The following is a 20,885-nucleotide window of genomic DNA, read 5'->3' on the forward strand; positions in this document are numbered from 1 at the left end:
GGATATTAATTCAGTCTAAAGCATAACTTATTGATTCTGACAGAGAGATGACAGCAAGATGACAATATTGTCATCTTGCTACTTTTATATTTTAATGCTGCACGTATTCATTTAGTATGGCATCAGCATTTCTATCACGATCGCTACCATATTTTTTTATAAAATACTTTTCAGACTGCAGATGTTGATCTTGATGCTGAACTTGGCAAGCGACTCGTGCATCAACATAGCTTTTCATTTGAGCATCAGACATCTGCGCGTTATTGTGATCTAGATTTCTGGCAAACGTAGTTAAGTTATCGCAATTATCGATAATTGAAGTGCTTAGATTGGTAGTATGCGCATTAGCTGCTGATATACCGATAAGCATCGAAGCGGATAGCAGCACCACTTTTTTGAATGAACGATAGCTTTTCATATAACATCCTTAATAAATTATTAAATATTGAAACTAATTACCTGTAGTAATAATTCATAGTAGCTACTCGTATCAAGAATGAGCCGCTATGTACTATAGGTATAGATTAACAAACGAAGACTGACCATTTGATGACGAGCGCATGACATCTTTGTCAGATACCAGTCCGTTTTGTCATTTATATTGATTTGGGTATTATAAAATCATAATTATATTGAAGGATTACTATGAAAGTACTACTAGTAGAAGATGAATTAAAACTCGGCGAATATGTAAAAAAAGGCTTAAGTGAAGCAGGCTTCATTGTTGATCATCAGCTGACAGGTTTAGATGGCTACCATGCTATGATGACTGAAGAGTTTAGCGTGATACTCATGGATGTTATGCTGCCTGATGTTAGCGGTTTTGAGCTAGTACGTAATTACCGAGCGGCTGGCAAGCATACGCCAGTGTTATTTCTAACCGCAAAAGATGATTTAGATGACAAAATCAAGGGGATTGAGATTGGCGGTGATGATTATCTGACCAAACCTTTTGCCTTTGCAGAGTTAATAGTCAGGATAAAAAGCTTATTACGACGCGCCAATCAAGCCGACTATAAAAGTACGCTCATGCAAATAGCGGATCTCAAAATGGACATTGCCAAGCGCACTGTACATAGAGGAGACACGCCCATTAAACTAACCGCAAAAGAGTTCTCCCTATTACAGTTTCTATTAGAGCGCCGCGGTGAAGTATTACCACGCTCAATCATTGCTTCACAAGTATGGGATATGAACTTTGATAACGATACTAATGTGATTGATGTGGCAATAAGACGTCTGCGTATAAAAATAGACGATGAGTTTGATACCAAGCTAATTCATACTGTGCGTGCCATGGGCTACCGATTAGATGCTGTCGACGTTTCAGCTAGTAATAAAGCTGCCAGCGAAACGGAAGATAGCCAATATGATAAATAGATTGGACAATCGACGCTTACCCTTACTATGGCGAACTGTGTTTTTATTGACGATATTTGTCGTTTTATCGCAGTTGATAATCTATATCTGGGTACAGCACTCTGTTAAAGGCCATTTTGAGCAAATGGATGCTGAAATCATTACCCACGCAGCCTTTAATCTACGTAAGCGCGTAACAGAGGCGGATAACCAAATAGCCTCTCAGACACTACCTAAGCCTCAAAGTCCATCAAACACTCAACAACCGCTAAGCTCGAAAGCTTCTTCAAATCTACTTCCTACAATAGCCACAGAAAATGATGATCACCTGCATTCATCAGCGCTAGATTACGATCTAAAAACTATCATTGCTGATAAAGAGGGGCGATTGCTATCTAGTACTCCCAAAAACTTTGCTAATGAATTAAGTGCCGACTTTAACCTATTATCATTACAGCAAAATCATGATGACAGACAGTTTGTAATAAATATTAAAGACAGACGTTATCGAGCTATGGTTATTGGAGACGATGACATGCTTGCCCTTATCGCCTTACCCATTGACGTGCATCATCAGTATTTATTACAGTTTAACCGTCAACTTAGTCTGATCCTATTTGCCATCACACTACTGTTGGTTTCAATAGCAGCCTTAAGCGTGTATTGGGGTTTTGCTCCTTTATCCACTATCGTGCAAAGGATGAAAGGTATTCATCCTGAAAGATTGAGCGAAAGAGTAATAGTTAGTGATATGCCATTAGAGCTAAGACCTTTAGCAGAATCCTATAACTCGATGATGGCTAAGCTTGAAAGCAATTTTGAGTCGTTGTCGCGATTTTCAGACAATATCGCGCATGAGCTACGCACGCCAATAGCAACGCTGATTACGCAAACGCAAGTCATGTTAAATAAGCCTAGAGAGGAAGAGGAATATGTCGAACAATTACATCAGCAACATGACACCTTAGAGCAATTATCGGCGATGATTAACAACATGCTACTGCTAGCAAAAACCCAAAAAGGACTGAGTGATTCGCAAGTGACTACTGTAGATACTGAGGTCCTAATCAATAAGCTGTTAGATTACTTTGAAATGATTGCCGAGGATCGTAAAATAACTTTTGTAAAATTAGGAGATTTTAAGGCAGTATTAGGCGATGAAGGTTTATTACAAAGGCTATTTGCTAATCTGCTATCAAACGCGATCTACTACGCCGCTAGTAATAGCGTCGTCACAATATCAGCCACTGTCAACACTCCAAATACTTCCGTTAATAATTATAAGATGCTTGAAGACGATCAAAGTAACACTCAAACCGCGAAGCAATCTTGGCTAGAGATAACTTTTACTAACCTTCTAGAAAAACCTCTAAACCAAAGCGAAGCAGATCGATTGTTTGAGCGCTTTTATCGTCATGATAAAACTAGCCAGCACCATTCAGGATCAGGTTTGGGTTTATCTATCGTTCAGGCTATTGCTAATGCTCATAAAGGGACGGTCAATATCACTAGCAAAGATGAGTATTGTTTTGAAGTTACTGTAGGATTATTGATTGCTAAGTAGCATACACCTCAATATCCTAGTGTTCAAAATATTAATAATATGTAGACCTACTATAGGTCTATTTTATTTTGATAAGTCGAAAGGCTCTGAATGCTATTATTCATATAGTGTATAAGGCTAGATTATGAAGTCTAATTTTCTTAGGTGATGTTGTTGATATGGGGGTTTGATGCAGGCCGTATTGTATTTAAGGCCACAAAAAATGGTTCTGACTATTATATGCCTACAGGTGATATCCTACAGGCCATTTTAAAAGAGCGTAAAAGGCTTAGTAGTGGTGAAGAATGGGTGTTCCCAAGTGACTTGAAAAGAAGTAATAATCATGTCAAAAACTTAAGCGGTAGTTACAAGGCTATTTCTAAAAAGGCTGGCTTGTATATTACACCGCATGATTTGCGCCGTACATTTGGCACAGTGGCTAATAGTTTAAACGTGAACTACCCTGTATTAAAAAGATTACTAAACCATCGTGAGGCGAAGTCTAGCGATGATGTGACATTACAATACATTCAAGTATCGCAGCGCCAACTGCGAGATGCTTTAAATGAAATTGAAAATTTATACTGTAAACGTATCAATCTGAGCCAAGATGAAGTTATAGATAAGATATGGAACTTTCCTAAATAATTTTACTCATCTAGGGCAGCTCCATAACTTATTAGGTGGCACACACCCCAATACTATTGTATAAAAAATATTAATAACATCTCTATATGTCGTAGATTTATTTTACTCCGATGAGTCGAAAATCCCCTAGGTGCTCTTATTTGTAAAGCATAGAGGTCCGAGGTATAAAATTCACTTTTATCAGGTGATGTTATACATATTGGGGGTTGCACGTTAGTATGAGTGTATCGATTTTATTTCGAACTAACTATAGTACCAGTAGTTTTGTCAGCATACTTCCACCGATTGTGATTATTTTATTGCACACCCAATGCCTTATAAACCGCATCGACAGGATCAGCATAAAAGCTAATTTGAAACTTTGAGAATAGCTCTGCAGGTACTGTAGGTATATCAGAAGCAGATGCCATTGGAATAATCACTCTTTTAGCGCCACTATCCATAGCCAACTGCAAACTTTCTGCTAAGTTTTGAACGGGGTTTATGACTCCGCCCAATGTCATATCACCTAAAACCACCATTTGTTCTTGGGTTGATCGCCCCATCAATATAGAACAGAACGCTATTAAGGCCGCCAAGGAGGTGTTCGTACTAGGCCCCGTATTATGCAACTCCACTACATGTAAGCTAAACTCATGATCAGAGAACTTAGAGGAAGCGCTAATACGTTTTAAATTACCTTTGAAGTAATCAAAACCAATCCGAATAGCTTCTTTGGCAGCACTGTTGGACCCTAACCCTGAAACTGTATATTTACCAGAACCTGGCATCATTTGAGTCTCATAACGATAAAGTCCTAACTGGCCACTACTTCCTTGCGTAACTAGATGTACAACGCCCGGTCTCGGTACACCTTCAGACATTAAAGAGCTACCGCCTTGCTCTGGCACACTCACAAAAAGCTCTTCAAGCGTTTCATTATCAATATAGCTGAAGTGAACATCGTAAAACTCCATGCCACCAAGCTTTTTAAGCTGCTCTTTGATACGGCGTCTGGCAATCAATGCATATATCAAACAATTACGGACGTTTTCTTTATCGTAATTGCTGTCAAGATGAAGCAGTTTTAGCAGCCCCGATACAGTGCGTTTAACGGCAATAACGTCACGTTGATTTAAGTTATTACCCAGCTTAAAGTACTTATCAATTGCATCCGAAAATCCATACTTACGCATTTCTCGCATGTATTCAGACAAATAGTCAGTTATCAGACCATAGCTATTGGTAAAAAACTCAGGACGCATTTTTGGAATTTCCCACCCAGGTATATAGCAGTGGAATCGATCAAAAAATGCAGTGTCAATCATTGCATCAGGGAAAGGGGCTAGAAGATGGCTTGTCTTAACCAGTGTTTCTACACTCTGGTTAATATTGCCAACAAATACCATTGAAGCTTTGGCTTCAATAGAGTCACGGCCTCTAGCAAATGAGCCGGAAGCCATATAGTCCTTCATAATTTGGACACCGTCTTTATCTTTGAATCTTATACCAGCGACTTCATCAAAGGCGACAACATCCCACATGCCCACAAGCCCCACCTGTCTTGAACTCATGTTATAAAATAAATTAGCGACTGTCGTCTGACCGCCTGACACCAATAATGAGTTAGGTGAGCACTCTTTATATACATGACTTTTACCCGTACCCCGAGGGCCAAGCTCACAGACATTATAGTTATTCTCTACAAAGGGAATCATTCGAGCTATGAGGTGCCATTTAACTGAATCCTCTAGATTCGTTGGCTCCATACCTACTGATCTTAGAATCACATCTATCCATTGCTCAGTGGTAAAATATTGTCTTGCTGCGAATACCTCCTCCATATTCATCGAAGGCATTTGAATGGGCTTGAGATTCATAATAGAGAAAGGAGAGGTTTTCTGGCCCTCCTCAAAAAAATACTGCACAGTAATGATGCACCAAATTCCTCCCGTTAAGAGCTTCTCATTTTCTTTGACGATTTTAGAAGGCACTAAAGCATCACTGACGCCTAAGTTGGAAAGAACTGCTTCATAAATATCTTTACGCTGATTTAACTTTACACTGACTTTGTCGATAATCTTAAAAGTACCACGTTCTCGGATTAGCGATTTAACCTTCTCGGCTTCATCCGGTCTGACATAGTTTTCAGCAAGTATTTTCTTGACGTTATCAAGACCTCTCATCACTATGTCGTCATCATCAGATGCACAGTACATACCTAGCAAGTACTCTAATACATAAACAGGTACGTTAGCGCCTTCCTTTAACTTTTTGGTTAAATCCTTTCGAACTACCCTGCCTGTAAAGTGCTGGTTCAATAAGCTATCTAGATCAGCGTTGTCGGTCTCTTTACCGGCCAGTGAGTCATACCCTTCCGTCATATGTATATCCAAATAGTTTTAGAAAAATTCATCTTGAATAGCAAGGTCAATGGTCACATCATAGCGTGCATACTCTGTATTAGTATCTACGTCTAACAATACTAATGTATATTTATCATTACGATTAAAATTCGATCCGATCAGGCTCAAAGTCGCTTCCTGCCTACGCTCATCCATATTACCGCTCGAGCTGCTAAAGACCAACGTCTCTTTACTGGACACCTCTACGCCTTGGGCGTCAACAATATAGATATGCAGTTTTCTTGGGTTGCGCTCTGAGCCGACTGCATCTGTCTGAATAAATGCAACTTTATCAATATTATTCACAAACTTGATAGACTGCTTAGCAGAAATAACCCCTACTGGTGTTTTTTCATATTTTGCAACCTGCTCTTTAGGTAGCTCACGCACCGTAATGACGGGCACGCATATCTCTTGTAGCATCGCCCCGCCATGCACAAACTGCGCACCACCCGAGAAGTGAAATCTCTGAGATGATTTAGGTATGATAAATTCAACTTCTTTATCTTCCCCTATAGCACCATTTGCAGTGTTAGAGATTTTTCCTTTCCAATGTGGCTCATCTGATCTTAGTTCTCTTCCAACGATATAGCGCTTTTTATTCTCGTTGGTCATGAAACTCTGAACATCAATGCCTGTCTTATCCGTAGTCGTTAGCTTCTTATTTTGGAATAAAAACCCATGATCTGCGGTGATAATGACTCTACTGCCATTGAGCCTATTAATAACTCGCCCCACCATGCTCTTAAGCTCGTTAATCGCATCACGACAAGCTTCGAACGTTTTATGTTCAGAGCCCTGCTTGTCTCCTATAGCATCAATGGTGTCATGATAAATGTAGACTACACTGGCATTACGTACTTTTTCTCGCCCTTCTTCATTATTCCAATTCATTAGATCTTTGGAGCTCACGGCTACCCCGCCTACACTCTGCAATATTTTATTGCGCTGAATTAAGCCTTGGGAGGATACCTCATCTACGAATACCGTTGAGTTACCCTTGTTATCGTAGTATAAGCTCTTATGTGGTAGCAGTGATGCCATACCAAGTTGCGTGTAGCTTGGTAGGACACCCAGCTGTGTTGATAGATCTGATTTAAAGCGTTTTTCATTATTGATGATTGAGTCAAGCTCATGTGCTATCTCATATCTAAAGGCATCGGAGATAATAACGAAAACTCGCTTGATCTGTGTGCCAGTCAATATCGTCTGAACCTGTTGATTATAAAAATCATATTGGTTTGGAATATCTTTAAGCTTCCAGCTTTCTAAAAGATTTTCTTCCTCTAGATGCTGATCCCAAGCCAAGCCAAGCTCATGCAGGTACCAGTTGATGTATAGGTTCTCAACCTCCTCTTTTAAGCCTCGTAGGATCTCCCAGCCTTTACTCAACGTAAAGTTGACCTTTTCACTAAATAAGCGATAAGCTTGATCAAACTTATATAAACGATCTACATAGGCGCTATACATCTCTTTGGCGCTATCAAAATTAAAGCCGCCTGCATACTCACTGCGTATCTGCATTAACTCTTTAGCACTGCTGAGTGCGCTATAAATAGATTCGTAGTCTGTCTTCAGTTTGGCCCAATATCCAAACGAGCGCCGTGACACGATCGCATCAAATTGCGCAGGCTCAATATCACCGCCTTTGTCAATCAGACTATCCACCAAACCAATGATGATATTTTGTTCTATCTCTTCAAATGTCTGACAGTCCACCATTTGTGCGGGTCTATAGTTCGCACTCTTTGCTTTTATCTCGAGCTTATAGGCCAATAGACCAGCTATTTGTGCATAGCTGTCTGCGTAGGTTCTACTGTCCCGCCAGCTGCTCATAAAAGCCATAGCATTGGCTTGCCCTGCGCCAGTTTGCAGTAGGTTATTACTCAACCAAGCTTTATCATCGGCGCTTATCTGACGTGAGTAATCCGTACAAAATAGCTTAAAGACAAAATCCTCTAAAGATGGCTCAGGCGTATGGTAGCCATAAGCGCTTTCTAACAGTGCCCATAGTGAATCGCTAAGCTCGTATTTGTTTAGTGCTTTCCATAAAGAAGACTCATCGATATTGGCTTCGATATTTTTGGCATATTCATTTAAAAGCGTTAGTAGAATACTATCAAGCTCAGCTGAATCAGAGCTTACGGTTACAGCAATCATTTTGCGATCTAGACTTAACTCATCCTCATTTTCGGTCACCCACTTTTTCAGACCCGCTATACGCTTTTTACTGCCAAAAAAGGCATTGCGATTTTTGATATGCTCTTTGAGTGATATCTTAGGAATACCCAGCTCGTTGAGGAGCATAGAGCTTCTATCAGCAAAAAACGTTTCGCTGTATAGTCTTATGTCTAACAGCCAATCGTGTTCAGGCGTCGGCTCGTTTTCAGAAAAGTACAATAAAAACTTCTGATCAGGCTCATCAAACTCTATTTTCTTTTTGGTCTCCAATATGGACTCATCAGCCATTTTCAGAATGGTCAGATTATCAGGTAATAGCTCTATATCTTTTAGCTTATGCTCTTTATTCTCATCGGTTAACGAGCTGATGATGCTATCAATATCTTCTAAAAAGCCATGTTCAGCATCATGCCAGAATACAATTCTACTTTGTTCCAGCTTTGCACTAAGCCCCTGAATCAGCTCATTAATTTGCATCAATCATCTCCGGATTTTTACCCGTAATTTTTTTCACATCAGAGAGCAAGTCACCAAACTTGCCATAGTTCTCTTTGACACCATCGTCTAGGTCTATCGATATTCGCATATCGGCATAGTGCTTGAGCTTGTCATCAAACTCACGTAGCTCACTGTGCTTCTTATTAATAGATTTAAGCTCTTTCTCAAAGCGCTTTTTATCTTGGGTAGTTTCAGCCATATCTAGCTGCTTTTCTAACTGCTGAGCATAGGCTTCATATTTACCCAATAGCGGCGTGACATATTCGGTGCGCATGCGTGATAAGGTGCCTTCATTGTAGCGATGTAAGTACACCAGACATTCAAAGGCTTTTTCTTTGCCTGAGCTAAATAGCCAGTAAATCGGTCTGTTCTTATAAGTCTGCATGTGGTCTTTGTAGAACTTAGTCGATAGATAACGACGTATGGTTTCTACAGAGGTTTCTGACTTTCTGGCTGTAATTGCATCTAGACTTAATGATTCAGCAATGAACTGTAGGTTCTCGGTTAGGTTATCTTCACCCCAAACCGTTTTGACAAACTCAACGACTCGGTTACAGGCATCATCTTTGAACCACTCATTATCCATTATGGGGACAATACCATCGCCGTCTGCTGGAAAGGTTTTGTATAGACTGGCATCAAAGCCTTCATTGCCTGCATGGGCATATACTAGACCTTCTTGGTCTAGTGAGTAGCGTCCCATTATGCAGCCGATTGTGTATGAAACTAACTCCGCCATAGTATCTGATTGAAATCTAATATTCGCCTCTTCTACTTCCAACCCATTATACCGATATATTGGATTTGCTCTTAAGGTAACCTGTTCTTCTAAAACTTCGATATTGACATCTTTATGTAATTCGAATTTAGAAACCACATAGCTGTTAATCTGTTCCTCAATATCTTTTAATTTCGCAGTAGAGCTTTTTGAAACTGAAAGGTATCTATTATAGGATTCTGAAATTTTCAAATCACCTAACACTAAAGGCGATTTATTAAATCTATTCGAAGTTTCAAAGGCATCCCAATCTTTTTGACATATCTCTATCGCAGCTTCTCCTAATGGAACTATCTCTTTTTTTAATGTTGGGAAAGGTAGGTTTTTATAATCACCAGATTGAAAATGCAGCGAGGGATTCTGAATTTTTGTCAGTTTTTCAACTACATTCGAATTCAACCAACATAGCGCTGAAACCAGCTCCTCCTCTGAATCAAAATAAGCTGATTGACCTGTAACGTCTGATATTGAACCAAGTTCATTATATCTAAAAGATTTCCAGGAAGAGGTTATTTCCGACCAAGTAATACCTTTTTTGAAATAAAATTGGGCATTTTGTGGGCGTGATCTAAGCTTTCCATTACTATCTTTAAAATTCCTAATTTCTTTACCATCATTTTCCCAATTTACAACATACTCACGATTCCCGTACCATTTCCTATAAGAGCCACCTTTATTGTATGGGACCCATTTTATATTATTAGTTAAAGTATCCTCTGTACGTTTAATATTGTCAGAAAATTTCAAGTAGCTTACTTCATGCCATAAACGGATAAATTTATCATTACTTCCTGTTTGTAAACCAACGGCTGCTTTTGAAACCTCTCCTGCTTTAGGGTTATTTTCATAAATATTAAAAATCTCTTTACTCACCCAAAAAGCTATTGGAGTTGTTGGTATTTTTTTTAAATCATCAAGTTTCGTTTCGTAAAACCAATCACAGCTTTTATCTTTAATAGCTTCCAGTGTTTTAATAGGTTGATTTGAGGCCCCTCGGAAGTCTGAAAGCTTAATAAATGAACCAACATAGTCGACTATATGACCCTTATGTAAAGTAAAAGTACAAATCGGTACCGTAGCACCTTCAAAGCCTGAATACTCTAATTGTATTAAAGATGCAATCGTTTCTTCATCAATCAACTTATTGCGTAACTGCTCATAGCTTGATAAAAACATCCATACAAATGGAGTCATAAAACCTAATAGCGCATGCTCTTTAGCCAGTTTTAAATTATTTATTATAAATACCGAGAATAAATCTTTATCGTAACCTGAAAAATTACTTTTAAGATATTTTTTAACTTTAGATGTTTGATACTTGCTACTCATATAAGGAGGATTAGCCACAACCGCGTCATATCGGATAGACAAGATTAGCGCCTGATGCACCACATCAATAATCTGACTGACCGCAGCGCGCTGGATTGGATCGCCCTGTTCTGCTAGCTCACGCAGACTCTCATACAGCTCTTGTAGCGCATCATGCTCTGTTGCTGGCACCTCAATTAATGAACCAAATGTCTTGGCTTGTTCAAAGCGCTCAATATTACGTTGTAGCAGCTGATAACGATTGTCCGCCTCAAATGAGCTTAGGTCTAAGTCACTACCAAACATGTCTTGCATTTGGCCACTAGCAAACTCACCCGATAGGTTTAAGTCTTGCCATAGCTTTGGCAGGTCTAAATGGCCGGTCTCTTGTAAGGACAGTACGTTTAATTGAACATCTCGACTAAAGATACGCCTGTCATCTTGACGTGCCATCATCATCAGTGAGAAGCCTGATAGCTGAGCTGCCCTATCATCAATGTCTAAGCCATATAGGTTGTTCTCTAAAATAAGCTTGGGGATGTCTCTTGAGCGATAGCCACGCTCTTCATAGATCGCTTTCAGAACGTTATAAGCTTCAATGAGGATATGCCCTGACCCACTTGCTGGATCAAGTACTTTGATACTCTCTGGGTCTATGGACTCTGGGGTGATTGCTTTTAGTTGTTCATTGACCTCGTCTGTCTGCTCGGCAGGTTCAATGTAGTATTCCATCTCCTCTTTAATAGTTGAGTCAGGATAGGTCTGTAGCCAGTGACGGCCGACTGAGTTTTGTACGAGGTATTTAACAATCCAGTTAGGGGTAAATAGCTGAGTCGCCGCTGGAATGTCCTCGCTTTTAACGACCTTACCGATAACTTCGTCTTTTTTATCGGATATGTAGAACTGGTATAGCCAACCAATAACTTCTACCTGCTGCCAGTCTTCTTCTGGAATACTATCCACTAAACCACGAAGTATAGAGTCCGTACGGGTTAGGTTGTCTGGCAATAGCAGCTCGGTTTCATCATTTAATGATTCGAATAAAAACGGCATGGCTTCATGCAGCTTGTGACATTGACCCAGTAGCAGCTCACGGTACAGCTCTTCGTTTTTATCACCGGCAAGCATTAAATCGATGATGTGATCTCGATCTAGCCCAAGCTCTTCTGCAGCGTCTTGAGCGTGATCTAGGATTTCAAATCGCTTGTCGCCGTTTGGGTGAGAAAGCACTCGAAAACCATGACCTAGGTAGTCGTGAATCTCCATGTAACGAATAGCACATAGACGGTTAAACCAAGTGTAGGCCACTTGCTCAACCAGCTGTGCATAGCCTAGTTGTTCACTCTTCTCGACCAGACGCTGTCTAGCTGACGCAAGCTTGCTATCAAAGTTGTTATCACCAATCTGTAATACCGAACCTTGAACCAACGCATCAACAACTTGCAGCTCACCTTGCTTATTTGCGCTGATACCAAAGGTGTTCAATCGTTTGGCAACGGCATCCATAAATGCCACACGGGCTCTAGGGGCATAGTTCTTGATGTTACTGGTTTCCATGAGTCTCTTCTTTAATATAGTTGTGGTCGGGTGATGTGATATAGAGGGCGTGTGGTTATAGAACTTACTTAGAACTCAATGCCATTCTTATACGCGCTAATAAGGTTTCATGTCTTTGATCATAAAAGCTCATGAAGTCCTGTATATCTTCTGGAAGACTGGATATCGCTTGTGACTGTAAGTGTGATTGTCTGGCTTCGGAATTTGGCCACTGCTGCAAATACCAGTCATGTGGCATCTTTTGTCTTTTTTGGTTATTCACTGATCCCTCAAGTAGTTGTAGATTCGGCAATTTATTAGACGCCTCAATCATTTGATCCTGCAACTCTTCAGGTAGTCCTGCTTTCGTAAGTTTGCTCTTAGTAAACAGTCCTTTGGGATAAATGTGATCAACATGGAAATGATGTGAGAAGTCAAACCCTGGAAAGATCAATGTTAGCAGAGCAAATGTTCTAGGGTTTTTATAACTAAGCTCAGCCAGCTCATCTATCTCTTCATCATCGAAACGTAATGATTTACCTCTTTGCTGCATAGTAGATTCAATTTTATCAACTGGAAAGCTATCACCTCCAAATTGCTGGATATCTGCACGAAGCAAGGTTAGAAGCGTATCTAACCCACTTCCCCAAATTCCTGAGGCTTTAAGCATAGAACGTACTAACCAGTGACGGATACGCTCTCTATCTTCAGCATGCTCTACACGGGACAAATAAGACAAGTCTAATTTACGATGGTATAAATAATAGGCTAAAGGTAGTACTGCACTATTGGCTCTTAAATTTTGCGCATTAAACCCATAACTTGCCAGTAGCTGCATTGACAATATCAGTGCTTCTTTTATTGAGTGCCAGTTCGCTTCTAAGATAGCCATGTTCTCTTTATTGAAAAAATTCTCTACCTTAAAGCCAACACTACCAATATCAGAAAGCATAAGGCCTGCTTTCAATACCAAGTCTTTAGAGATATTAAAGCCATCCCCTACTCTATTCATCTCATCAACTAAATTATGAATCTCTTCTCGAGCTTCTAAATCGTCCCACTGAGCTACAGCAATTGATAATAAAAGGTCTGAATAAGAAAGCGTGGTGCCACCGCTATTCATTCTAATGAAAATATTAAGTACTTTCTCTAAGCTCTGGTCACTCTCTTCATAGTAAGCAATCTTATCTTTGAAATGAATAGTGCGATAAAGCTCACGCAAAGCCTTTCTGGCCTCTTTCTTCTGATCAGTAGTTAATACATCACTGTCTTGCACCTCATCTACAAGTTCATCTTCGTCCTCATTCATGATCCTTGCAACTTTGAACCAGTACTCAGAATCTGAGATGATACTGCCTCTCTCTTCAGTAAGAAACTCAAACTGATATTTAGATCCTGTTTCCAAATCAGGCTCACCTAATAAGTTCAAATATAGGTACCGGACTGGAAAGGCATCATCATTGCTCCACCATTTACCATTTAGCTTCCAGGCAAATGAGCCTCGCAAACCTATATTTAGCGCAGTAATCCTTTGTTGACCATCTAATACCGCTGTAAACTCTCTATCAGGTAGTTTAGATACATTTTCACAGTGATAATTATCACGCTCATGATAGTGCTGCATAAACTGATAAAATTGATATTTTTCACGATTTTCAGGCTTTATTTTCCAAAACAGAAAAGTACCAAAGGGATAATCTTGTAATAGACTATCGAAAAGCCTGCATATTTGCTCTGGCTTCCACACAAACTCGCGTTGTATAGCAGGTAGCAGATACTCCTGTTCTGCTACCTTGTCTAATAAGCCTTTAATTGTTCCGCCTGCTTGATACATGCCATAACCCTTCGTAAGTTCAGATTAGATAAAGTTACCTACTATTTAATAATAACTCTGTCGCCGTTCGCCACAGACTTCATTAGTCTGTCTCGTAGCACAGCTAAGTAACCCTCTACATCCTCTTCTTTTTCAATAACACCACTGGGCACGGCAGATTTGATTAGATGACTTGGGCTAATAGTTACTGTTTTTCTTAAAGGTGCTGTATTGGATGTATTTGCACTGTTATCAATATTTATATTCGCAGAGTCAGCATGGCTGGTAGCAGAATCAGCTTGGCTATTCTGTTCTTCGATATAGTCATTAATAAGATCATAAGCCTGAGACTCTAGATCAATAGAGTCGGCTTCTTCACTCTTAATTTGATGAACATACTCAGTCTGCTTGATTCTCTCGATACACTGTCTTATTGGATATAGCGCTTTGTTTTTAATGTCAGAAGGCGCTGAAGCCTCCTCAAGTGCCACCTGAATGTTATCGACTTTCGAGTCAAGATTACTAAGCGCTTGCTCTTTTCTTTGCTCAACCAGTTGAGTATTAATCTCTTCAACTTTGTCAATTAACGGCTTGATACGACGAACCTTGTCATAAGGTTCTGCCATAGTATAGATATTATCCAGCTCATCGATGGCTTTTTTTGCTTCAGGATTCCCTACCAGCACAGATCTATTGGCCTTAAAACGTTGGTTCAATGCGACATCTAACTGACGCCATGTATCAACTTGACCCTCATAAAAGTCCTCAAGGTCTTCAAAAATCTCAGCAAAGTCCATTAAGGGATCTTTGTCTTCAATGAAGCGGCTGATCAATGAGTAACTATTACCTTGTTCTAACACGCCCGAAATTAAGACAATGCCTGTTTCTATATCTTTCTTACCTGGGAATTGTCCTGATTGAGCCATACCCTGATACTTTTTAAGCTTCTCACACCAAGCATTTAGCTCAGAGGTTATCAAAGAGTAGAGTTCTTTTTCTTCTGACCCTGTAAAAGTCTTACCAAATAAGTCTCTAACTAAGGTCGCTGCTTTTCTTAGTTGGTGCTCGCCATGACTTCTTACTTTATTAACCCTTACATCAGCTCGTTTTCTCACACTGCTAAAAGCATCATAAGATTTTTTAAGTGGCAAGTTCGCACCATTAGAAGTCAGGGATATTTTGCCCGCCAGCCCTAACCTTGCTACTAGAAGTAAAATATCATTGTCTGGCCAGCCATAAGGGCGCTTACTAAAATGAGTGACGATATCACGTAAAGTGACAGGAATATTACGCTCGAAGTTTAGCGATATGTACTGTTCAACCTCTAGTAAAGCTGAAGGGTTATTCTCTTCTGTTTGAAGATCCAGACCAATCTGAGCCAAATCATCTGCTGTCAGAACTGCTTTAACCTCTCTTAATACGTCACCGTCTGACGCTTTTAGCATATTCAGCTTTCCGAAGGTGTTCTCAATAACGTACTTATAAGCCTCATCTAAAATAGCGGCTGGAGCAGACGACTTCTTAGATATTTTAGTGTTGATAGCATAGACGTCCGCTTCAGAAAGCAAAGACTCAAACTCAGTTAAAAGGCGTTTTTCTCGCTCAATATTTTCCAGTTGCTTTTCTTTAAGTAAATGCTCTTGCTCACGTCTTTGGCCTGAGTTCTGTTTTAAGAATCTGTCAGTCTTGACATAAGTCGTTAAGTCGTCCCATAGCCGTTTATCCTCTCCTAACCTGACTAGCACATTACCATTGTCTTTAAGACTATATTCTTTACAGTAATGATCGGTTGAGAAGTTATTGTAGTCAGTATCTAAAGGAGATATCACTTTTAAAACTAAGTCTTCAAGCTGAGTTCCGTCTTTAGGATGCCCATTACAAAAGCGACTAATAGCAAAATCCTGCTTATTTACTGGATAACGATAGTCTTTCTTTCCTTTGAGAATACTGTCGAAGATAATAGAAGATAATTTATTTGACACTTCAGAAATCTCATAGTCAGTATGACGAATCTCATTTTCAATTTCTTTTTCTTCATTCGTCAAGAATATAAACTCATCACCATTTCTAGCAATCAAAAGCTGTCTTTCAAGACGGCCAAGGCTTTCCTCAATACTTTTACGTAATACAATTCTATCTTCATCTATCGTGCTAATAGACAGCGTCACTAAGTTATCTAAAGTACTTTTTACAATATCTACATAGCGTATTAAGAACAATGTTTTTAAAATCTTACCATCGAAATCTGACAGCGAGTCTAGCTCTAAAGCCTGATCAATTGTTCTTTTGACCGCTGGTTCTAAAAAGCTTTCAATCGCTGCATAGAAACTATAAAAAGGCACCAGCACATTGAGCTCTTTGTCTTTAATTTGCTTAGCTGCATTTTGAAAGGCATCCAATAGTGATCGCTCACCCATAGCAAGGTGTTTACCCGTAGCGCCTTTGGTTCTAATAGATTCAAAAACCTTCTGTACAAGTATGTAGTGATAGGGAATAAATGGATAGTTATCGACAAAGCTACCACTATCGGTATAACTTTTTAATTCGGCTGTTGTGGTTTTATCAAATGATAATTGGTTTCTAAGTATGTCACCTTTTTCAGCAAAAATATCAGTCAGTTTATTCTTGGCGCTATCAGTTTTAGAAAGCAATCTTTTTTGAATGACCTCAGAGGTATTACTACTAGACAATGCTAAACGAGTCTTGAATCGGCCTTGAATTTTTGAGAAGTCCTGGCTCTCACCTTTATTCATACTTCCGATAGCCGCATCGATATCCGCTTGAGAGGTAACAACTACCCATGCTCTTCCATTACAGTAAGTACCTAGGTTTTCTGTAATGGTCTGCAGCTTAAGCATCATTTGAGTATTTCGGCCAATGAACTGTCCCACTTCATCGACCAAGAAAAGAATGTTTTTATCTTCTTCAGAGTCTAGGTAGTCTTTTACCCACTTACAAAAGTTTTGAATATCTAAAGGAAAGTTTTCCTCTACATTTTCAATCATTTGCGTAGCAGAGCTTAAGGACTGCTTAGTAGCATAGCTAAGCGCTTCAGCTATTTCATCTCGATAAAAGTCATAGGCATCACGCTCATCTTCCCACGTAGAGTCTGATAGCTCGGCAAACTTGTCTTTAAATTCTTCATACTCATCACGTTCGTCTAGTTGTCTTTCTAAATGCGCAATATGAGGAAAATCAGCACAATAGCCCAAGCGCTCATTAAACACCTTCAAAAAAACTTTTAAGATTGCATTCTCGCGATCTTCTGTGTTCGCTCTTGAATCAATATTAAATAAAATGACGTCAGTGTTTTTTGTGCCGGCACTTTGAATATTTGCCCACAGCATGTTGTCGCTAACTTTACTTTCAAAAAAGTCAACCGCTCTTCTATGCTTACCATCTTTTTCGACAATATTGTTTTCTAACAAATATGAGAGGATTTTTAGAAAGTGAGACTTACCCGAACCAAAGAAACCCGAAATCCATACCCCATTATCTCCAGAGCTAGCAACACCTTGATAAGTACCTGATGGAGAGTAAACATCAAAAAAGTCATTAAAGTGTTTGTGTAGCTCGCGTGTGATTACATACTCATCTAGCTCAACAAATATCTGTTCACTATCTCTTTCTTCTGCCTTAACAACACCATTGATATTTCGCGTTAATTGCTTAGAAAAAATACTTTCAATGTTCATCTTTCTCTCTCAAATTTTTGATTTATTATTAATATTTACTTTCATTTCCAGACTCAGGCACTAACTTAAAAGCTCTATAATAGTTTTGCGAATTGATCATCCCGAAAGGATGTAAGTCTGTACCACTATATTCCCCAGGATAAAACAATATCATCGGCGTGCTTCCCATGACGTCCTGTAATGCACTCAATAACTCATGACCTCTAACTAATGGCCAAGCACTTCCTAACCCACATAGAATCAGAAAGTCCATTTGCTCAATGTCGTAGTTACTCGCAATGAACTTAGCCACTTTTTCTTGGCTTAAAGGACCTGACAGAGTCTTCTTGATTGCTTCAATGCCTACTTTTTTTTCACGCTGGCATGCTCTGTCAAATATTCCTCTCTCCTCTAACATAGTCACAAGAATTTGAAATATATTCAGATTTTCAAACTTATATCCTCTACCATGCAACCTATTAGTCATTAACTCTAAATGCTCACGAACTAACAACTCGTGCTTAGCAGGATAATCAAAAACCCAAAAACCAATTTCATTCCCTAACCCATCATTCTTTAAGAATTTTGGGCTTTCAACTCTATCAATGATTAAGTCTAAGCGATGTTGTAGAGCCTTCATATCGTGCACTCCATAACTTCAACTAGGTCCGGTCTATTTAAGCGTAATAACCACTCTCTGACTTCTGGCATAAGATATACTGGATAAATCTCTCTTTTTTTAGCATCACTTAGATAGCCACTGAGCACTAGCATTTTAATAACATTGGTCCCTAGCTTTTTAATCGTTGATTCAGAGTAATTATTCAGATCTGGATACTTTAAAGACTGCGTCTCATAGAAATCCTGCCAGGCAGTACTTGGTAAATTAGGCTTGTAGGTTCTTTTGGCCTCTGACAAGCTTAGCCTCATAAAATCTTCTACTATCGGTGAGTTAATCATCACTGCTACTAATAAAAGCTGTATATAGGCTCGATCTGTAGAGTTAACCAGCGCACTTATAAAATCCTGACCTAGCCCTTCGATACGCGTTCTTATTACACGTACATAGCGACTGGATGTTTTTACGGATCTTTTCTGTAAAATATTTTGATCTTTAACTAACGCACGCCACTCATCCTCAGGAAGCTGCTGTAACAAAGACTCTGCAATAATACGAGTTTCTGCTATTAGCAGGCTACCTCCGATCAGGTCGCCTAGATAGGCTTTTATATTTACTGCACGCCTAGCATTATCAGTCATTCTATTAACCGCCTCCAATGGGATGAGTAAATTTTGTAATCATATCAAAATAAGACACTACTCTGTCATATGTTTTAAATAACAAATAAGCATTCAATAGTAAATATTAGGAAAAACCATAGTTATGGTTGACGTGTCTCACTTTTTTAACTTTGGAAGTCGCTATTGGGAGGGTCTTTAACCATAATTTTGTCAGTCTAATTCACGTAAGTTTTTTATGCATTTATACATGGTTGTGATAAATCCACATTGGCTTTCAACAAGTGATTAGTTATAAGTTTGATACACCTAAAGCACTACCCTCTCAATCTGGGCAATAGCTCGGGTTTGATAGTACGTAGCCTCATAGCTGAGTCTGGTAACCAGACTAAGTCTTCATGCTCTACAGCTACTTGGTAAGCCCATTGGCTAATAGTTTCTGAACGCTCCTGATTGCTGATAAAGCCCATACCGTATGTTTCTTGTTCAATAACATGTCCATATTGTTGGTTACGCCTCAACCACTTCTCATAAAACTTCTCTTCGGCAAGATAGTCACGTTTACTGTTATTACATTTATGATCAGTCAGTACAAAATTATGAGTCGTATCATTAGGGTACTTTGACCAAGGCACAAAGTGATCAATTTCGACGGCTTTTTTTAATGGTCTTTGACAGTAGAAACACTGACCCTGCTGAGTTTCATTTAGTATAGGTACTAACAAGCTTAAATCTTGACGTGATTGGTTAAACAAAAAATCTTGTAAATCAATTTCATCACTAAAATATAATTGGTTGTGACGATTGTTACGTACAAACTCTGTCCAGTATTGTTGGCAAAGCTTATGTATTATCTGACTAAAACGCGCAAAGCAGTAAGCGATCCCAGACTTTAGTAGGATTACTTTTTCTCTTGAGTTATAGATATAGAAGAATTCACGGCTAACTTTATCTTCTGCACTTTGTAAATACTTGGCAGGGTTGTTTTTAATCGTTCGGGCTATTTCTTTAATGGTCGATTGCCACTTTTTGATATTACGTGTCCGAGCTATATTTAAATTGGTAGTCTTAGTTTCTTCTTGCAGGGTTAAGACACTAGTGATGACCTTAGCTTGGCCTGTTGTACTGCTTTGCCTCAGTATAGATTCACTATACTGATCTGAAAATGGTAATGCTTGTGTCCAATAAAGCTGAATAAACTGCTCTGCTAACTGCTCATAAGAAATAACGCATTCGGTATTATCACTAGCCCCAGATTCTATAGAAAGGTTGGTTACTGCGATTAATAATGCAAATTTATAGGTCGAGGTATAAGAGCTAGACTCAAGTAACCATTGGATACGTCTTAGAAAGTTAAGCTGAAATTCTGCTGTTGGCACTATAAAATCCTTAGAGGCACAATTAATTAACTCACTGTAACTCAGACTTATAACACTAAACCTTTCATTATGTAATGCTTGGTCTATAGACGAATCTATCTTATTTTATCCAGCTAATAATCAAGGCCATGATAGCACTGATGTGGATAGCTTATATAAATTTAGCCAAATGGCACGTGTACTCATACACTTAATTTTTGGTCACTTGACGCCGATGGTTCTGGCTATCTTAAATGGCTGCTTAAGCAGGACAGTGTTGACCTTTATTCATCTTAAGCGTGCCAGCAAGTGTTAGAGTCGGTATAAGTACACTAATGTAGTCGGCTTTATAGTCAAGCTATGCTGAAAATTGAGATCGATACTAGAAGTGATTAACGCTAAAGTAAATTAAGTTCTTATTAAAACTATAACTTATTAGGTGATAAACCCCTCAATATTATGGTATTTAAAATATCATCAATATCTGCATATGCCATTGAACAATCTTACTCTGACGAGTCGAAAAAGCTCTATATGCTGTTAGTTATATAGTGTATAGACTTAAG

Annotated in this window: 12 protein-coding genes; 3 read left to right on the forward strand and 9 right to left on the reverse strand. The window is 39.0% G+C overall.

Translation table 11 applies throughout. The features are described from left to right. Window positions 1–91: 91 nt before the first annotated feature. Window positions 92–418: a hypothetical protein gene (locus JFC06_RS04430; RefSeq protein ID WP_093068413.1), complete on the reverse strand. Its 327-nt coding sequence runs from the start codon at window positions 416–418 to the stop codon at window positions 92–94. Window positions 419–645: 227 nt separating this feature from the next. Here JFC06_RS04430 and JFC06_RS04435 point away from each other — a divergent pair, with 227 nt between their 5' ends. The 3 genes from JFC06_RS04435 to JFC06_RS04445 all read left to right on the forward strand — a co-directional run bounded on the left by JFC06_RS04435 (window position 646) and on the right by JFC06_RS04445 (window position 3,550). Next, window positions 646–1,380: a heavy metal response regulator transcription factor gene (locus JFC06_RS04435; RefSeq protein ID WP_198334105.1), complete on the forward strand. Its 735-nt coding sequence runs from the start codon at window positions 646–648 to the stop codon at window positions 1,378–1,380. Further along, window positions 1,370–2,923, forward strand: coding sequence for an ATP-binding protein (locus JFC06_RS04440; RefSeq protein ID WP_198334106.1), 1,554 nt, complete (start codon window positions 1,370–1,372; stop codon window positions 2,921–2,923). Before JFC06_RS04435 ends, JFC06_RS04440 begins: the two co-directional genes overlap by 11 nt. A gap of 153 nt (window positions 2,924–3,076) precedes the next feature. Continuing rightward, window positions 3,077–3,550 (forward strand): tyrosine-type recombinase/integrase, encoded by a 474-nt coding sequence (locus tag JFC06_RS04445; protein WP_227670167.1) that lies wholly within the window; start codon window positions 3,077–3,079, stop codon window positions 3,548–3,550. Between the two features lie 296 nt (window positions 3,551–3,846). Here the strand turns inward: JFC06_RS04445 and brxL are convergent, their stop codons facing one another. From brxL to JFC06_RS12395, 8 genes are all read right to left on the reverse strand, one after another. Then, window positions 3,847–5,913 carry a protease Lon-related BREX system protein BrxL gene (gene brxL / locus JFC06_RS04450; RefSeq protein ID WP_198334107.1) on the reverse strand — a complete coding sequence of 689 codons (2,067 nt, stop codon included), beginning with the start codon at window positions 5,911–5,913 and terminating at the stop codon, window positions 3,847–3,849. 18 nt (window positions 5,914–5,931) lie between these two features. Beyond that, window positions 5,932–8,592 carry a BREX-1 system phosphatase PglZ type A gene (gene pglZ, locus JFC06_RS04455; RefSeq protein WP_198334108.1) on the reverse strand — a complete coding sequence of 887 codons (2,661 nt, stop codon included), beginning with the start codon at window positions 8,590–8,592 and terminating at the stop codon, window positions 5,932–5,934. Continuing rightward, on the reverse strand, window positions 8,582–12,256 hold the full coding sequence (gene pglX, locus JFC06_RS04460; protein ID WP_198334109.1) for a BREX-1 system adenine-specific DNA-methyltransferase PglX: 3,675 nt from the start codon (window positions 12,254–12,256) through the stop codon (window positions 8,582–8,584). Before pglX ends, pglZ begins: the two co-directional genes overlap by 11 nt. Before the next feature lie 64 nt (window positions 12,257–12,320). After that, a complete protein-coding gene (locus tag JFC06_RS04465) occupies window positions 12,321–14,069 on the reverse strand; it encodes a DUF262 domain-containing protein (RefSeq protein ID WP_198334110.1) in 1,749 nt (582 codons plus the stop codon). Window positions 14,070–14,110: 41 nt separating this feature from the next. After that, window positions 14,111–17,743 (reverse strand): BREX system P-loop protein BrxC, encoded by a 3,633-nt coding sequence (brxC, locus tag JFC06_RS04470; RefSeq protein ID WP_198334111.1) that lies wholly within the window; start codon window positions 17,741–17,743, stop codon window positions 14,111–14,113. A gap of 28 nt (window positions 17,744–17,771) precedes the next feature. Further along, on the reverse strand, window positions 17,772–18,362 hold the full coding sequence (locus tag JFC06_RS04475; RefSeq protein WP_198334112.1) for a DUF1788 domain-containing protein: 591 nt from the start codon (window positions 18,360–18,362) through the stop codon (window positions 17,772–17,774). Beyond that, on the reverse strand, window positions 18,359–18,982 hold the full coding sequence (locus JFC06_RS04480; RefSeq protein ID WP_198334113.1) for a DUF1819 family protein: 624 nt from the start codon (window positions 18,980–18,982) through the stop codon (window positions 18,359–18,361). Before JFC06_RS04480 ends, JFC06_RS04475 begins: the two co-directional genes overlap by 4 nt. A 296-nt stretch (window positions 18,983–19,278) precedes the next feature. After that, the gene (locus JFC06_RS12395) at window positions 19,279–20,340 is read right to left on the reverse strand and encodes an HNH endonuclease (protein ID WP_198334114.1); all 1,062 of its coding nucleotides are present in this window, start codon (window positions 20,338–20,340) and stop codon (window positions 19,279–19,281) included. Between the last annotated feature and the right edge of the window lie 545 nt (window positions 20,341–20,885).

Source organism: Psychrobacter namhaensis, from assembly GCF_016107545.1.
GTDB lineage: Bacteria > Pseudomonadota > Gammaproteobacteria > Pseudomonadales > Moraxellaceae > Psychrobacter > Psychrobacter namhaensis.